The following is a 15602-nucleotide window of genomic DNA, read 5'->3' as shown; positions in this document are numbered from 1 at the left end:
GTTAGGTTAGTTAACTATTAAGAGACGACTTTGGTTCATTGAAAAAGAACAATTTTCACCACAAAAGAAAAGTTCAATTACTTTAGAACTTACATTTACATCCGCTAAAGGTCATATTTACAATCCTAAACATCATGTTTATAGCCATAAAGTTGATGTTTAACTTCGTAAGGATCATGTTTACATCTCCCGCTTCATTCATTGAAAAGAGTACATACTTCAGCGCGAACCTCCTTTATAAGATCTTTTGGATCAAGTTTAAGTTGAAGTCCCCGTTGCCCGGCACTGATATATATATAAGGAAATTGCAGACAGGTGTCATGGATATAGGTAGGAAAAGCTTTCTTCATACCTATGGGAGAACAACCGCCACGAATATAACCGGTAAGCGGAAGAAGTTCTTTCATTGGGATAAGGTCGCATTTTTTGTTACCGGAAACTTTGGCAGCCAGTTTCAAATCAACCTCATGTTCACCGGGAATAACACAAACAAAATAACCATTCTTATCTCCGTGAAGTATCAGAGTCTTAAATACTTGCTCGATATTTTCACCCAGACTGGCGGCAACATGTATGGCACTCAAATCGTTTTCGTCGACCTCATAAGGGATAAGGTCGTAAGAAATCCTGGCTTTATCAAGCAGACGAGCTGCATTGGTTTTATTAATTTTCATGAAGTTACGAATTATCAATTTATTTCACCACAGAAGATACAGAGGGCACAGAGATTATTATTTTAGATTTAATTCTTCTCTCAGGAATTTCGGCGTATACCCCTTCGTGCTTTTTGCCACTTCCTCGGGTGTTCCGAATGAAAGGAGTTCTCCCCCACCCTTACCACCTTCCGGCCCCATATCAATGATATAATCGGCCATTTTAATGACATCGAGATTATGTTCGATAATGATAACTGTATTTCCTTTATCAACTAACTTATTCAATACATTCATCAAAACACGAATGTCTTCAAAATGGAGTCCTGTCGTCGGTTCGTCAAGGATATATAGAGTTTTACCTGTATCTCGCTTAGAAAGTTCGGTAGCCAGTTTCACGCGCTGGCTCTCGCCGCCGGAAAGAGTTGTGGAAGATTGTCCCAACTTGATGTATCCTAAACCAACTTCCTGAATAACTTTGATTTTATTCAAAATCTGAGGAATATTCTCGAAGAACTCTACCGCACGATTGATCGTCATGTCCAGCACATCGGCAATGGATTTTCCTTTGAAACGAACTTCCAAGGTTTCACGATTATAACGCTTACCATGACAGACTTCACACGGGACATATACATCCGGCAAGAAATTCATTTCAATAGTCTTGTAACCATTACCCTGACAAGCTTCACAACGTCCACCGGTAACGTTGAAAGAGAAACGACCGGGTTTGTAACCACGTATCTTGGCCTCGGGCAAACCGACAAACAGATTACGGATATCGGAAAACACTCCCGTATAAGTGGCAGGATTGGAACGTGGTGTACGTCCTAAAGGAGATTGGTCTACATTTACCACTTTATCTATATATTCTATTCCTTCAATACAGTCGTATTCCAACGGATCTTGGAGCGAACGGTAGAACTTTTGGGACAAAATAGGTTGAAGTGTTTCATTTATTAACGTAGATTTACCACTACCCGATACTCCTGTAACACAAATCAACTTACCAAGCGGAAATTCAACGTCTACATTCTTCAGGTTATTCCCTTTTGCACCACGCAGCCAAAGACTATGCCCGTTACCCTCACGACGCCTGGCAGGTACTTCAATCTTACACTCTCCGTTCAGATACTGAGAAGTCAATGTATGAGTCTGCAACATTTGTTGGGGAGTACCCGCAAAGACTACTTCACCTCCCAGACGTCCGGCCTTCGGCCCCATGTCAATGACGTAATCGGCAGCAAGCATCATATCCTTGTCATGTTCTACAACAATGACGGAATTACCCATATCGCGCAGTTCCTTCAATGAATGGATAAGGCGCTGATTGTCCCGTTGATGCAAACCGATACTCGGTTCATCGAGAATATACAGTACATTCACCAGCTGCGAACCGATCTGTGTAGCCAAACGGATGCGCTGGCTCTCGCCACCGGATAGACTGACGGCACTACGGTCGAGAGACAGATAGTCCAATCCTACATCCAACAAGAATTTAAGACGCGTACGGATTTCTTTCAGAATTTCCACCGCAATCTGCTGCTGCTTATTGCTGAGATAAGGGTCTACCTTTAACAACCAGTCATATAGTTCGTTGATATCCATACTGGAAAGTTGGTAGATATTCTTGTCATGGATGCGATAGGACAAAGCTTCCTTATTCAGTTTGGCACCATGGCATTCCGGACAAACGGTAGTCTTGGCAAACTGTTCCGCCCATTTTTGAGCTGTAGCAGAAGCATCTTTCTCCTGTAACATCTGGATGTACTTCACCACTCCCTCAAAAGTCACAAAATAGTCGGAAGAAGTACCTATCAGTGTACTCTTTATCTTGATACGTTCGTCGGAACCATAAAGGATTTCATCGATGGCATCGTCCGGCAACTCCTTCACCGGAGTTTTTAATGTAGCTTCGTATCTCTCCAGCAATGCGGTTATCTGCCAGAATATCATGCTGTTCTTAGACTTTCCCAAAGGAATGATGGCACCTTCGGCAATAGAAAGGTTACGGTCAGGTATCACCTTATCTATATCTATCTGATTGACTACCCCCAATCCCTTACACTTGGGGCACGCCCCCTGCGGAGAGTTGAAAGAGAAATTATGAGGAGCCGGTTCCCGATAAGATAATCCGGTGACAGGACACATCAGACGTTTACTGTAGTGACGCACCACATCCGCCTGTACATCGAGCACCATCAACAAACCGTCTCCTTGCCGCATAGCAGTGGTAACACTATTTTTCAGACGGGTATCGTCTTTGTCGGTCACTATTAATTTATCAATTACCACTTCTACATCGTGATTTTTATAACGGTCTAGCTTCATACCCGGTAAAGCTTCACGCACTTCACCATCTACACGAACATTTAAATATCCTTTTTTACGTATCTGTTCGAACAGTTCTTTATAATGCCCCTTACGGCTACGAACCAACGGAGCAAGGATATAAATCCGTTTACCTTTATAATCTTTCAGGATAAGATCGATAATTTGCTCCTCTGTGTACTTCACCATTTTCTCACCGGAAAGGTAAGAGTATGCTTCACCCGCACGGGCATATAACAGACGAAGGTAGTCGTACACTTCCGTCGTAGTACCTACCGTAGAACGGGGATTTTTGTTCGTCGTTTTCTGTTCGATGGAGATAACCGGACTCAGTCCTGTAATCTTATCTACATCGGGACGCTCCAGGTTCCCCAGAAAATTACGGGCATAAGCGGAAAAGGTTTCAATATAGCGACGTTGACCTTCAGCAAAAATTGTATCGAACGCCAAGGATGACTTACCGCTACCACTCAGTCCGGTGATGACCGTCAAGCTGTTGCGGGGTATCTCTGCATCAATATCTTTCAGATTGTGTACACGGGCACCGTATACGTTGATATATTCTGTCTCTTCTTGCATACTGCTATTTATGTTCATTAAAATGTGTCAAATGATAAAGGAAAATTTCTTTCACTACAGAAAAACACGGAACGGAAAATTATCACCTATCATTTCAATATTCAACCCAAACTGTCTTTTTATAATCGGGCAAAAGTAACTTTTTTCCTTCTAATATCAGCTGAAATAAAGTATTTTTCAGTTTTGAAATGCACAATATTATTTCTTAACGCATTCCTTTGGTTAAAATGGGACAATATTGTTAACTTTGCAGCTACTTTGGGAAATTGTAAACATAAACCAACGATTACTGAATGAAAACGATTAACCGCATTATCTGCTCCTTACTGCTTGCCGGCGCATGTAGTTTCGGGGTAAACGCACAAGAAAACCAGTCTTATTTTCTACATACCATCGAGAAAGGGCAAAGCCTATATTCTATAGCCAGCATGTACGGTGTAAGCCAGACTGACATCGTGAAATTGAATCCCGGAAGTGATGAGAAAATCTATGTGGGACGTGCTCTACGTATCCCTAAAGCTATAGCCAATCCTCAGAAGGAGACATTCCATACCATCGAAGCCGGTGAAACGCTCTATCGGCTTACCGTAAGATATAACATATCCGCCAAAGCCATCTGTGACGCCAATCCCGGACTGAGTGCCGAGAATTTCCGTATCGGGCAGGTGATCCGTATCCCTTCTGCAACGGAAGCAGGTGTTACTACTAATACAACTGTAAATACTTCTGAACCTACTGAAAGCAGTGATATACAAAAACCAGTACAATCACGTTGCCGTGACATGCACAAAGTGAAACGGAAAGAAACCGTATTCAGCATCAGTCGTGAATATGGTATTACAGAAGCTGAACTGATAGCTGCCAATCCCGAACTGAAAGGTGAAAACAAAATAAAAAAAGGATCGTTCCTCTGTATTCCTTATCCTTCCGTACAGACCCAACAGAATACCCGACCGCAAACTGTACCTTCGAATAGTGAACTATTCAATGAAAACAAAAAAACAGGTGAACGTATCAGTACCATTAAGGCTGCTGTCATTCTTCCCTTCCTGCCGGATGGAGCTACCCGGAGCGAAGCGACAAAAATGGTGGAATATTATGAAGGTTTTTTGATGGCAGTGGATAGTTTGAAGCGTACAGGTATTTCCATTGATCTCTATACATACAGTTCAGGATCGGAAACTGCTTCCCTGAGCTCCATACTCGGCAAGAGCGAAATGAAAGATATGGATATTATCTTCGGGCCATTGCATCAACAGCACATCAAGCCTTTGGCAAACTTTGCCAATAAAAACGGAATACGTCTCGTGATACCGTTTACTTCCAAAGACAATACGGTATTCCGCAATCCTGCCATATATCAAATCAATACGCCACAGTCGTATTTATACTCCGAAGTTTATGACCATTTTGTACGCCAGTTTCCCAATGCAAATGTCATATTCCTTGAAGCAAGTCAAGGAACAAAGGATAAAGCTGATTTCATAAAAGGGCTAAGAGAGGAATTGCGTAACCGTGCCATCCCGGTGAAGACACTGAAAGAGGATGCCAATGTAGAATCACTGAAAGCGGTATTGATGAATGATCGTGAAAACATCTTCATCCCCACTTCGGGCGATAACGTCACGTTGATAAAAACTCTTCCGCAACTCACCATGCTAGTTCGCGAGATGCCCGACAGCCGTATCCATCTTTTCGGATATCCGGAATGGCAAACGTACACCAAAGATCATCTTGAAGCGTTCTTTGAGCTGGATACATATTTCTATTCTTCATTCTATACTAATAACTTATTGCCCGCTGCTGTCAGTTTCACGAAGAATTATCGCAGATGGTATGGTAAGGATATGGACGAACGTTATCCGAAGTTTGGTATGTTGGGATTTGATACAGGCTATTTTTTCCTGAAGGGTTTGTCCCAATATGGTTCAGAACTCGAAAAGAACTTGCAACGGATGGATTTAGTTCCTATCCAAACCGGATTTAAATTCCAACGTGTGAATAATTGGGGAGGATTTATCAACCGAAAAGTATTCTTTGTGCATTTTACCAAGAATTTTGAACTGATAAAACTGGACTTTGATTAATTAGTAACTTGTAATTAAATCGATGAAGCTGAAAACAATTATAGGAACAGTACTATTACTGGGTATCATTGCCCTACCTACAAGTGCACAGATAGGTGAACAACGGCATAATTTCTCTGTAGGTATTAATGGGGGTATTAACCTGAATAGTGTAACCTTCTCACCAAAAGTACGCCAGAAAAATCTGATGGGTATCAATAGCGGTATAACTGCACGTTATATTTCTGAGAAATATTTCAGCATGATTTGTGGTGCGCAAGTGGAATTTAACCTTTCTCAACACGGCTGGGACGAATTTTATGAAGATTTCCCGACTTTACAATATACCCGCAAAATGAACTACCTGGAAATTCCTTTCTTAGCACATTTGGCATTCGGAAAAGACAGGGGTTTACAGTTCTTCATTCATGCCGGTCCGCAAATCGGCTTCTTCTTGAGTGACAGCCGAACGATAAGCGGTAATTGGAAAGATCACCCAAGTATCATAATAGAACAGCACGACAAAGCTGTAGATAATAGATTTGACTATGGTATTACCGGAGGAGCCGGTGTGGAGCTTCGTACTAAAGCCGGTAATTTTCTTGTAGAAGGAAGATATTACTATGCACTTTCCGATTTCTACAATAGCACCAAGAAAGATTATTTCTCACGTTCTGCACATGGAGTAATTACTGCAAAGATTACATATCTGTTCGACCTAAGAAAATAATACACATACCTATAAATAAAAAACAGATGGTGTGTCGAATATTGACCACCATCTGTTTTTTTTATAACGCATCATCTATTATCTCAATCTATCCGCAGCTTTCACCATCAATTCATCCCGATAGATAGCACGGAATGCCAAATAATTCAAAATAATACATATAACGGGAAGACACAAGGCCCAACCCAACTGAAAATTCATCGCATCCAAGTCATTCTTCAACATAAACATGAACACGAAGAAAGCAATGTAATAACCTATCAGCAAAAGACTACTGAATATAGTCATACGCACCTGCAACATGCGATTACGGAACAGAAAAATAGTGCAGAAAGCAATAATTGCACTCAACAAAAGTATACCGAACAACCCCCATGTAGACTGAAAAGTACCATTAGCTAACGTTACGCCCAACGGCTTGAATATATGGGTTGTCACTCCGTCCGTACCGATATACTGTCCTACCGGCAGACAAATTGCCACTACCAGCAGAATAGTTACCAACAATAAATAAACGGATTGAATACGTTGTATCATTACTGCAATTTTTCTTTTTCCTTTGCAGGATTACGATAATATACCTTACCTTCTATATATTCTTGTGTAGCAATCAAAGTCGGTTTCGGCAATTTTTCATAATAGCGTGAAATCTCAATTTGTTCACGGTTCTCGAATACTTCTTCCAGATTGTCATTGTAAGAAGCAAACTCCGCCAATTTCTTAGAAAGATCGTTCTTGATTTCAACACTAATCTGATTGGCGCGTTTACCAATAATAGCTACGGTTTCGTATACATTACCGGTATCCTCACACAACTCCATCATATCACGAGTAACCGTAGTAGAAGGAGCATTTGTCTTTCTGTAATCCATAAATTTCTATCTAATTTAATTTACTATCAATTATATTTTCTCTATTCTCAGTCTTTCAAAATCTTTTGCGCTTCCTTGAAAATGCGATCGGCATCTTTCATGTATTTACTCTCGGGAAATTCATTTTTAAAAGCATAATATTCGTCCACCGTTTCGCGATAACGTTCAGCCTTCTTATCTTCTACACTATATACTGCCATTTCATATTTGGCACGCAGAATAAGGATAGACAAATCTTCACGCAGATTGGTATAAGGATAATCCTTCAATGCATTTTGCGCAGTTATAACACATGATTCGTAGTTATTACCCAAATAATTCCCTAAATTATAATATAACTTAGCCGAAAGGTATTCTTTCATCACCAACTTGTCTTGAAGAGCGAATACCATGGTTTGAGCTTCCTCTTTCTTAGTACTTTGAGGAAAATATTCAAGAAACATCTGTAACTGCTGAATGGCACTGTAAGTGCCCGATTGGTCGAGACGAGGTTCCGGGGTATCCAAATACAAAGCTTTTCCGGCATGGAAACGTGCTAATTCAGCAAATGTACCACGAGGATAAACATTATAATATTGAATGAAAGTTTGAGCAGCGGTTTGATAATCTTTCTGGTTATAGTAACTCATACCCAACATATATAGAGATTCCTCTGCATTAAGGGTACCTTTTAGAATAGCAATCAATTCATTCAACAAGGTGGCAGCACGGTTGTACTGTCCTTTTGCAAAATAATTCTTTGCCGCTTCGTACTTGTATTCGTAATCGGTGCTTTTCAGCAACTTGTTGTATTCTCCACACGAGGAGAGCAGCAGTGCTGCAAGCAGAGTTATTAGGATGTTCTTTTTCATTACTTTTATTCAAATAATGTGCAAAGATAGAGGTTCGCATCGAATAAAGCAACGATACGAACCTTAATTTTTCAAAAAGCAGACAAACGGGGCAAGATTATCGACCAATAGAGATTATAATCTATACAAATCGCTTGCTGCAAGTAAATCCACTTTCTTTTCCGTTAACACACGAATACAGTTCTCCATGTCGTTAGGACGGATGATAACATTGGCAGTCTGACCGTTGGCAAAAGAATACATGTATTCAATGAATACTCCTTCATCAGACAGACAACGAAGTACTTTCGCCAACGAACCGGGAATATTGGGACAACTAATACCTACAACATCAGTAACATTGACTGCAAAATGATTATCTTTTAAAGCCTTATATGCTTTATCAGGTTCAGAAACAATACCACGAAGAATACCGAAATCAGCATTCTCAGCAATGCAAAGAGCAGAAAGGTTAACGCCTTCTCTAGCCAGAACTTCCGTTACTTCCGTAAGGCGACCGGACTTATTCTCCAGAAAAATAGAAAGTTGTTTTGCTACCATGGGATTAAGTTTTAAATTATAGTTTACGATTATCAATTACACGTTTGGCTTTACCTACGCTACGCTCTATGCTGCGAGGTTCCACCAACCGGACATCTACTCCCAGACCAAGTACGCTTTGCAGGCGTGCGGTTAGTTTCTTTTTCAACGCCAGCATCTTATTGATTTCGTCTGAATAGAATTCGGGACGGACTTCAACCTGTAACTCCATGGTATCAGTGTTATTTTTACGATCAACCAACAAAAGATAGTGCGGTTCAAATTCGGGCATTTCAAGAATTACAGATTCGATCTGCGTCGGGAATACATTAACGCCACGGATAATCAACATATCGTCGCTACGTCCAAGAATACGATCCATACGAACCAAAGTACGACCACAAGGACATGTGTCATAGTGCAATGCGGTTAAATCTTTAGTACGGTAGCGCAACAGGGGCATCCCTTCCTTGGTAAGATGGGTAAATACCAACTCCCCTGTTTCACCGGGAGCTACGGGTTCCAGCGTCTTCGGATCTACAATCTCAGGAAAATAATGGTCTTCGTTAAGATGTGTACCATTCTGGCACTCACACTCGTACCCCACACCCGGACCGGCTATTTCACTCAGTCCATAAATATCGTAAGCTTTAATACCCAATTTAGTTTCAATATCACGACGCATATTCTCCGTCCACGGTTCAGCACCAAAAGCACCAATTCGCAATTTAAATTCTTCACGGGGAAAACCGGAATCTTTTATAGCATCAGCCAGATAAAGAGCGTATGAAGGAGTACAACAGAGTACTGTCGAGCCGAAATCATGCATCAATGTAATCTGCTTTTCCGTATTTCCACTAGACATAGGAATAACGGAAGCACCTATATTTTCAGCACCGGCATGAGCTCCCAAACCTCCGGTAAAGAGTCCGTATCCGTAGGACACCTGAAAGAAATCCGAGCTATCTGCACCGTAAGCCGTAAAAGCACGGGAAAGACATTCGGACCAAGCCGAAAGGTCTTTACGGGTATATCCCACTACCGTAGGCTTTCCGGTAGTACCGGAAGAGGCATGGATACGTACAATTTGACTCATTGGAACAGCACATAGTCCGAAAGGATAATTATCCCGCAGATCATATTTAGTGGTAAAAGGAAGTTTTACGATATCATCAATGCTGTTGATATCATCAGGAGTAATACCTAATTCCTGCATTTTCTTACGATAGAAAGGAGTATCATGATATACACGCTCCACAGTCTTCTTGAGACGAATACCCTGAATTTTGCGAAGACTTTCGCGATCCATGCATTCGATATTTTCATTCCAAATCATGTTCTTCGTTGTATTACATTATATGGTTGTTATTAACTTAATTGCACTTTCTTTGCCGCAAAGTAAACAAATTATTTTGTTTATCTCAAAGATTTTACCGAATATTGCCGCTCCTAAAGAGAGAAAATGAATAAATTTGAATTAACATCTGCCTATAAGCCTACCGGCGATCAGCCGGAAGCCATCGCCCAACTGACCGAAGGTATACAGGAAGGAGTTCCTGCACAGACCTTACTGGGTGTTACAGGATCGGGAAAAACGTTTACTATCGCCAACGTCATTGCTAATGTCAATAAACCAACTTTGATATTAAGTCATAACAAAACTTTGGCAGCGCAACTTTACAGCGAATTCAAGGGATTTTTCCCCAATAATGCCGTAGAGTATTATGTATCTTATTATGATTACTACCAGCCCGAAGCTTATCTGCCGTCTTCGGATACCTATATAGAAAAAGATCTTGCCATCAACGATGAGATAGATAAACTCCGTCTTGCAGCTACCTCTGCCCTACTTTCCGGCCGGAAAGATGTAGTAGTGGTTTCTTCGGTATCATGCATCTACGGTATGGGAAATCCGGCAGATTTCTACAACAATGTAATTGAAGTGCAGCAGGGTAAAATGTTTAGCCGTAATGTATTTCTGAGACGTTTGGTAGACAGTCTCTATGTTCGTAACGACATTGACCTTAACCGTGGTAATTTCCGGGTAAAGGGTGATACGGTGGATATCTATCTGGCATATGCCGACAACTTACTACGCATTGTTTTCTGGGGAGACGAAATAGACAGTATCGAAGAAGTAGATCCGATAAGCGGGGTGACCCTGGCCCAATTCGATGCTTACAAAATCTATCCCGCCAACCTCTTTATGACAACAAAAGAGGCTACTCTGCGAGCCATTCATCAGATAGAAGACGATCTGCACAAGCAAGTGCAATGGTTTGAGAATGAAGGACGTCCGTTCGAAGCCAAACGTCTGCAGGAACGTGTGACATATGACATGGAAATGATACGCGAATTAGGTCACTGTTCAGGCATCGAAAACTATTCGCGATATTTTGACGGCCGTGATGCGGGTACTCGCCCTTACTGTCTGCTTGATTTCTTCCCTGATGATTTTCTGATTGTCATTGATGAAAGTCACGTCAGTGTGCCGCAGATACGTGCCATGTACGGTGGTGACCGTGCCCGTAAAACCAATCTTGTGGAATATGGTTTTCGCTTGCCTGCCGCTATGGATAACCGTCCGTTAAAATTCGATGAATTCGAGTCAATGGCAAAGCAGGTAATCTATGTCAGCGCTACTCCTGCCGACTATGAGTTGATACAGTCGGAAGGTGTTGTTGTGGAGCAGGTCATCCGCCCCACAGGATTGCTCGACCCGATTATTGAAGTTCGTCCCAGCCACAACCAGATAGATGACTTGATGGAAGAGATCCAACTGCGCATCGAACGGAATGAGCGTACCCTTGTCACCACGTTGACCAAACGTATGGCAGAGGAATTGACGGAATATCTACTGAATAACAACGTAAAGTGTAACTATATCCACAGTGATGTAGATACACTGGAACGTGTAAAGATTATGAGTGATTTACGTGAGGGTGAATACGACGTACTTGTCGGCGTGAACCTATTGCGTGAAGGTCTTGATTTACCGGAAGTGTCTCTCGTCGCTATTTTGGATGCAGACAAGGAAGGTTTCTTGCGTTCCCACCGTTCACTGACACAGACTGCCGGACGTGCTGCCCGTAATGTAAACGGCATGGTCATCATGTACGCCGACAAAATAACGGAAAGTATGCAACTGACTATTGACGAGACGAACCGCCGCCGTGAAAAACAGTTGAAGTATAACGAGGAACACGGCATCACACCTCAACAAATCAAGAAAGCGAAAAATCTCAATGTATTTGCTACAGCAGAAGGATCAGCAGAAACAGTTTCAGGTAAAGACAAACCTTCAGGTAGTGTTCCACGCCCATACATTGAACAGGAAGAAGCTACTGCTGTTGCTGCCGATCCGATAGTCCAATACATGAGTCGTTCCCAATTGGAAAAAAGTATCGAACGTACCAAAAAACTTATGCAGGAAGCAGCCAAGAAACTCGATTTCATCCAAGCAGCGCAATATCGCGACGAGGTGCTGAAAATGGAGGAGTTATTAAAAGAAAAAGTAGAGTAACACCCCTAATAACATACTTGCCACAAAACAGATTTCCAAGATGTTTGTTATATCTTCATTTAGAATATTAACCCTTTAAATTAATAAGATAATGAAGGTAAAATTAGGAATGGTAGCAACAACCGCATTAGCTGCGCTACTTTCAACAAACGTACAACAGGTTGAAGCATGTACCCGTGCTACATACATCGGTCCGGACAATATGGTTATTACCGGTCGCACCATGGACTGGAAAGAAGATATCATGAGTAATATCTATGTATTTCCGCGAGGTATACAAAGAACCGGATATAACAAGGGGAAAACAGTAAATTGGACTTCCCAATATGGTAGTGTCATTGCTACAGGTTACGACATAGGCACTTGCGACGGCATGAACGAAAAAGGGCTGGTTGCCAGTCTGCTATTCTTGCCAGAATCTATTTATGACTGTCCCGGAGATACTCGCCCGATAATGGGTATCAGTATCTGGACGCAATATGTTCTTGATAACTTTGCCACCGTGCGCGAAGCTGTGGACGAATTGAAAAAAGAATCCTTTCGCATCGATGCACCCATGATGCCTAATGGCTCCGCTTCTACCCTGCACATGGCAATCACAGATGCTACCGGAAATACTGCCGTCCTGGAATATCTGAATGGTAAATTGGATATTCACGAAGGTAAAGAATATCAGGTAATGACAAATTCCCCCAGATACGAACTGCAATTAGCCGTCAACAACTATTGGAAAGAAGTGGGTGGATTGAACATGCTTCCGGGCACCAACCGCTCAAGCGACCGTTTTGTACGCGCCTCTTTCTATATACACGCCATTCCGCAGACCAATGATGCCAAGATTGCCGTTCCCAGTGTGCTGAGCGTCATGCGCAATGTATCCGTACCTTATGGGATTACTACCCCGGACAAACCTTACATTTCATCTACCCGTTGGCGTTCCGTCTCCGACCAAAAGAATAAGGTTTATTACTTCGAGTCCACCTTAACTCCCAACCTCTTTTGGCTCGACCTGAACAAGATTGATTTCAGCCCGAAAGCCGGCATCAAGAAATTAGCCCTCACCGGTGGAGAAATTTACGCAGGCGACGCGGTGAAGGATTTAAAGGATAGCAAATCATTTACGTTCTTGTTTCAGACACCTATAATGTAGACTAATGCGTACTTATAACCAAGTCCTCTCATGGCATAGTATATATGGTTCCGCAAAAGTGGTTTCACAATTAATATGTAGCCTCCGTTAATAATGAAAAAAGGTATATTTTAGTTAATGCTTACTGAGATATGATGAGGTAAGATAAACTAAATAAAGCAGCCGGAATTACTCAAACTGAGCAATCCCGGCTGCTGCCTAAAACAAAATAACCGCTGTTACCTGTCGTTTATTATAAAAATGTCACTCTAAATTTGTAGAAGAAACTCTTTGTTTACATATCACTTTTGGTGCACCTAGTTCTTCTCGCTCTAATACTTCAATAAATCCCTCCTGTTCCAACTCGAAGAGTGCGGGATATACCCGCAGTTTGTCAGCACCGGAATTTTGAATGATATCCTCTACCCTAATCTCTCCTAAAAAAGAATTTATGTAGTCTATGACTTTCTGAGTATCAATAAGTTTATAATTTACATCCATATCATCTCAACATTTGGTTCTTGATATATAGTTTCTGCACGAATCCCATATCATGTTCTACCATAATTTTCACTAACTCTGGAAAACTTGTTTTTGTAGGATTCCAACCAAGTAAAGTTCTAGCTTTTGTCGGATCACCCAATAATTGTTCAACTTCACAAGGACGAAAATATTTAGGATCAACTTCTACTATAATTTTACCAGATTTGGTATCAATTCCTTTTTCATTTATACCCTCACCTTCCCAACGAAGTTCAATGCCAACCTCCTTGAAAGCCAAAGATGCAAACTCACGAACCGTATGCATTTCACCTGTGGCAATCACAAAATCTTCAGGAACACTATGTTGAAGAATTAACCACATACATTCCACATAATCCTTTGCATATCCCCAGTCACGAAGCGAATTCAAATTACCCAGATATAATTTATCTTGAAATCCTTGGACAATACGTGCAGCAGCAAGGGTTATTTTTCTTGTAACAAAAGTCTCACCTCTACGTTCACTTTCATGATTGAACAAAATGCCATTTACAGCAAACATATCATAACTTTCACGATAATTCTTCGTTATCCAAAAACCATATTGTTTCGCTACTCCATAAGGACTACGGGGATAGAAAGGAGTTGTTTCCTTCTGAGGAACTTCCTGAACCTTACCAAACAGTTCAGACGTAGAAGCCTGATAAATCTTTGTTTTTTTCTCTAAACCAAGAATACGGACAGCTTCCAACATACGAAGCGTACCAACAGCATCGGATTCAGCTGTATATTCGGGAACATCAAATGATACTTTTACGTGGCTTTGTGCAGCCAAATTATAGATTTCATCAGGTTGTACCAATTGAATAATACGAATTAACGAACTGCTATCAGTCATATCTCCATAATGAAGGCTTATAAGACGGGTTTTCTTCATATCACGCACCCACTCATCAAGATATAAATGCTCTATACGTCCTGTATTAAAAGAAGAAGAACGGCGAAGAATGCCATGAACTTCATATCCTTTATCTATTAAAAACTCAGCCAGGAATGAACCATCCTGACCAGTAATGCCTGTTATTAAAGCAACTTTTTTCATATATTTTATTTTCTGATAAATTCCGTCAATTTATATAAATATCTCAAGGATAATAAAAAACGATTACTTTTCACTCCATTTTCTTGGAATGAACGGATATGTTCGTTCATTATATGCAGAAGACTCTGAAGCCCATTTGTACTAGCTCCACCCAACCTCATTGTTACCATGTCAATCGGTAAGTATTTAATAGGGATATGCTCCACATAAATAAAACGAAGTAACAAATCGAAATCTGCTGCAATCTTATAATCTGTTTTGTATACTCCATATACTTCAAAACAACTTTTACGACAATAAAATGAAGGATGAGCCGGCATAAATCCCAGTTTCATTAATGATCGTCTAAAGACCTTAGATGAATAATAGCGTACAGATTTATTTAGGTTAGATGAATTTACAAAGTGGACATCTCCATAAATTGCGTCTATTTCATTGTTAAAACTATCTGCTACATTTTTTATCACACTATTTGAAGTGAAGAAATCATCAGAATTTAGTATTCCTATAACATCTCCTGTAGCCATTCTTATACCTTTATTCATGGCATCATATAAGCCTTTATCTTTCTCGCTAAGCCATAAGAGTCTTCCATTAAATTTAGGTTCGTACTCTTTCACAATATCCATAGTATTATCTTTTGACAATCCGTCCACAATTATATACTCAATATTATGATAGGTTTGTGATAAAACAGATTCAATAGTATCACGGAAGGTTGAACCACTATTATATGTAACAGTGATTAGAGAGATTTTCATCAT

14 protein-coding genes are annotated in these 15602 nt (G+C 40.8%); 4 read left to right on the top strand and 10 right to left on the bottom strand.

The window, feature by feature from the left end; translation table 11 throughout:
* Nucleotides 1-194 precede the first annotated feature (194 nt).
* Together ybaK and uvrA are read right to left on the bottom strand one after the other, a co-directional pair.
* The gene (gene ybaK / locus C1A09_RS04985) at nucleotides 195-674 is read right to left on the bottom strand and encodes a Cys-tRNA(Pro) deacylase (protein WP_101542634.1); all 480 of its coding nucleotides are present in this window, start codon (nucleotides 672-674) and stop codon (nucleotides 195-197) included.
* A 57-nt stretch (nucleotides 675-731) separates the two neighbouring features.
* A complete protein-coding gene (gene uvrA / locus C1A09_RS04980) occupies nucleotides 732-3563 on the bottom strand; it encodes an excinuclease ABC subunit UvrA (protein ID WP_101542633.1) in 2832 nt (943 codons plus the stop codon).
* Between the two features lie 293 nt (nucleotides 3564-3856).
* Here uvrA and C1A09_RS04970 point away from each other — a divergent pair, with 293 nt between their 5' ends.
* On the top strand, nucleotides 3857-5650 hold the full coding sequence (locus C1A09_RS04970; protein ID WP_101542632.1) for a PBP1 and LysM peptidoglycan-binding domain-containing protein: 1794 nt from the start codon (nucleotides 3857-3859) through the stop codon (nucleotides 5648-5650).
* 22 nt (nucleotides 5651-5672) lie between these two features.
* The gene (locus C1A09_RS04965) at nucleotides 5673-6359 is read left to right on the top strand and encodes a porin family protein (RefSeq protein WP_101542631.1); all 687 of its coding nucleotides are present in this window, start codon (nucleotides 5673-5675) and stop codon (nucleotides 6357-6359) included.
* Nucleotides 6360-6437: 78 nt separating this feature from the next.
* Here C1A09_RS04965 and C1A09_RS04960 read toward each other — a convergent pair whose 3' ends face one another.
* The 5 genes from C1A09_RS04960 to C1A09_RS04940 form a co-directional block, all read right to left on the bottom strand.
* Nucleotides 6438-6896, bottom strand: coding sequence for a DUF4293 domain-containing protein (locus C1A09_RS04960; protein WP_101542630.1), 459 nt, complete (start codon nucleotides 6894-6896; stop codon nucleotides 6438-6440).
* A complete protein-coding gene (locus C1A09_RS04955) occupies nucleotides 6896-7231 on the bottom strand; it encodes a DNA-directed RNA polymerase subunit omega (protein WP_101542629.1) in 336 nt (111 codons plus the stop codon). The genes C1A09_RS04960 and C1A09_RS04955 overlap by 1 nt, the downstream gene beginning before the upstream one ends.
* 47 nt (nucleotides 7232-7278) lie before the next feature.
* Nucleotides 7279-8082 (bottom strand): outer membrane protein assembly factor BamD, encoded by an 804-nt coding sequence (locus C1A09_RS04950; RefSeq protein WP_101542628.1) that lies wholly within the window; start codon nucleotides 8080-8082, stop codon nucleotides 7279-7281.
* 114 nt (nucleotides 8083-8196) lie between these two features.
* Nucleotides 8197-8622: an ACT domain-containing protein gene (locus C1A09_RS04945; protein ID WP_101542627.1), complete on the bottom strand. Its 426-nt coding sequence runs from the start codon at nucleotides 8620-8622 to the stop codon at nucleotides 8197-8199.
* 16 nt (nucleotides 8623-8638) lie between these two features.
* Nucleotides 8639-9937: a phenylacetate--CoA ligase family protein gene (locus tag C1A09_RS04940; protein WP_101542626.1), complete on the bottom strand. Its 1299-nt coding sequence runs from the start codon at nucleotides 9935-9937 to the stop codon at nucleotides 8639-8641.
* Nucleotides 9938-10063: 126 nt separating this feature from the next.
* Here C1A09_RS04940 and uvrB point away from each other — a divergent pair, with 126 nt between their 5' ends.
* Complete coding sequence (uvrB, locus tag C1A09_RS04930) at nucleotides 10064-12124, top strand: excinuclease ABC subunit UvrB (protein ID WP_101542625.1); 2061 nt, start codon at nucleotides 10064-10066, stop codon at nucleotides 12122-12124.
* 91 nt (nucleotides 12125-12215) lie between these two features.
* On the top strand, nucleotides 12216-13274 hold the full coding sequence (locus C1A09_RS04925; RefSeq protein ID WP_101542624.1) for a linear amide C-N hydrolase: 1059 nt from the start codon (nucleotides 12216-12218) through the stop codon (nucleotides 13272-13274).
* A 243-nt stretch (nucleotides 13275-13517) separates the two neighbouring features.
* Here the strand turns inward: C1A09_RS04925 and C1A09_RS04920 are convergent, their stop codons facing one another.
* Genes C1A09_RS04920 through C1A09_RS04910 form a run of 3 tightly spaced genes read right to left on the bottom strand, consistent with a single transcriptional unit; the run spans nucleotide 13518 to nucleotide 15599 of the window.
* A complete protein-coding gene (locus C1A09_RS04920; protein WP_101542623.1) occupies nucleotides 13518-13754 on the bottom strand; it encodes a hypothetical protein in 237 nt (78 codons plus the stop codon).
* 1 nt (nucleotide 13755) lies between these two features.
* Entirely contained in the window at nucleotides 13756-14838 is a 1083-nt protein-coding gene (gene gmd / locus C1A09_RS04915) for a GDP-mannose 4,6-dehydratase (RefSeq protein WP_101542622.1), read from the bottom strand.
* A 5-nt stretch (nucleotides 14839-14843) separates the two neighbouring features.
* The gene (locus C1A09_RS04910) at nucleotides 14844-15599 is read right to left on the bottom strand and encodes a glycosyltransferase family 2 protein (RefSeq protein WP_101542974.1); all 756 of its coding nucleotides are present in this window, start codon (nucleotides 15597-15599) and stop codon (nucleotides 14844-14846) included.
* Between the last annotated feature and the right edge of the window lie 3 nt (nucleotides 15600-15602).

This window comes from Bacteroides cutis, from assembly GCF_900241005.1.
In the GTDB taxonomy this organism is placed as follows: Bacteria; Bacteroidota; Bacteroidia; order Bacteroidales; family Bacteroidaceae; genus Bacteroides; species Bacteroides cutis.
This window is presented reverse-complemented; position numbering and strand designations above follow the sequence as displayed.

Bases quoted from the DNA above. Each gene is read 5' to 3' on its own strand.
- ybaK (WP_101542634.1), bottom strand. From the start codon at position 674: ATGAAAATTAATAAAACCAATGCAGCTCGTCTGCTTGATAAAGCCAGG.
- uvrA (WP_101542633.1), bottom strand. From the start codon at position 3,563: ATGCAAGAAGAGACAGAATATATCAACGTATACGGTGCCCGTGTACAC.
- C1A09_RS04970 (WP_101542632.1), top strand. From the start codon at position 3,857: ATGAAAACGATTAACCGCATTATCTGCTCCTTACTGCTTGCCGGCGCA.
- C1A09_RS04965 (WP_101542631.1), top strand. From the start codon at position 5,673: ATGAAGCTGAAAACAATTATAGGAACAGTACTATTACTGGGTATCATT.
- C1A09_RS04960 (WP_101542630.1), bottom strand. From the start codon at position 6,896: ATGATACAACGTATTCAATCCGTTTATTTATTGTTGGTAACTATTCTG.
- C1A09_RS04955 (WP_101542629.1), bottom strand. From the start codon at position 7,231: ATGGATTACAGAAAGACAAATGCTCCTTCTACTACGGTTACTCGTGAT.
- C1A09_RS04950 (WP_101542628.1), bottom strand. From the start codon at position 8,082: ATGAAAAAGAACATCCTAATAACTCTGCTTGCAGCACTGCTGCTCTCC.
- C1A09_RS04945 (WP_101542627.1), bottom strand. From the start codon at position 8,622: ATGGTAGCAAAACAACTTTCTATTTTTCTGGAGAATAAGTCCGGTCGC.
- C1A09_RS04940 (WP_101542626.1), bottom strand. From the start codon at position 9,937: ATGATTTGGAATGAAAATATCGAATGCATGGATCGCGAAAGTCTTCGC.
- uvrB (WP_101542625.1), top strand. From the start codon at position 10,064: ATGAATAAATTTGAATTAACATCTGCCTATAAGCCTACCGGCGATCAG.
- C1A09_RS04925 (WP_101542624.1), top strand. From the start codon at position 12,216: ATGAAGGTAAAATTAGGAATGGTAGCAACAACCGCATTAGCTGCGCTA.
- C1A09_RS04920 (WP_101542623.1), bottom strand. From the start codon at position 13,754: ATGGATGTAAATTATAAACTTATTGATACTCAGAAAGTCATAGACTAC.
- gmd (WP_101542622.1), bottom strand. From the start codon at position 14,838: ATGAAAAAAGTTGCTTTAATAACAGGCATTACTGGTCAGGATGGTTCA.
- C1A09_RS04910 (WP_101542974.1), bottom strand. From the start codon at position 15,599: ATGAAAATCTCTCTAATCACTGTTACATATAATAGTGGTTCAACCTTC.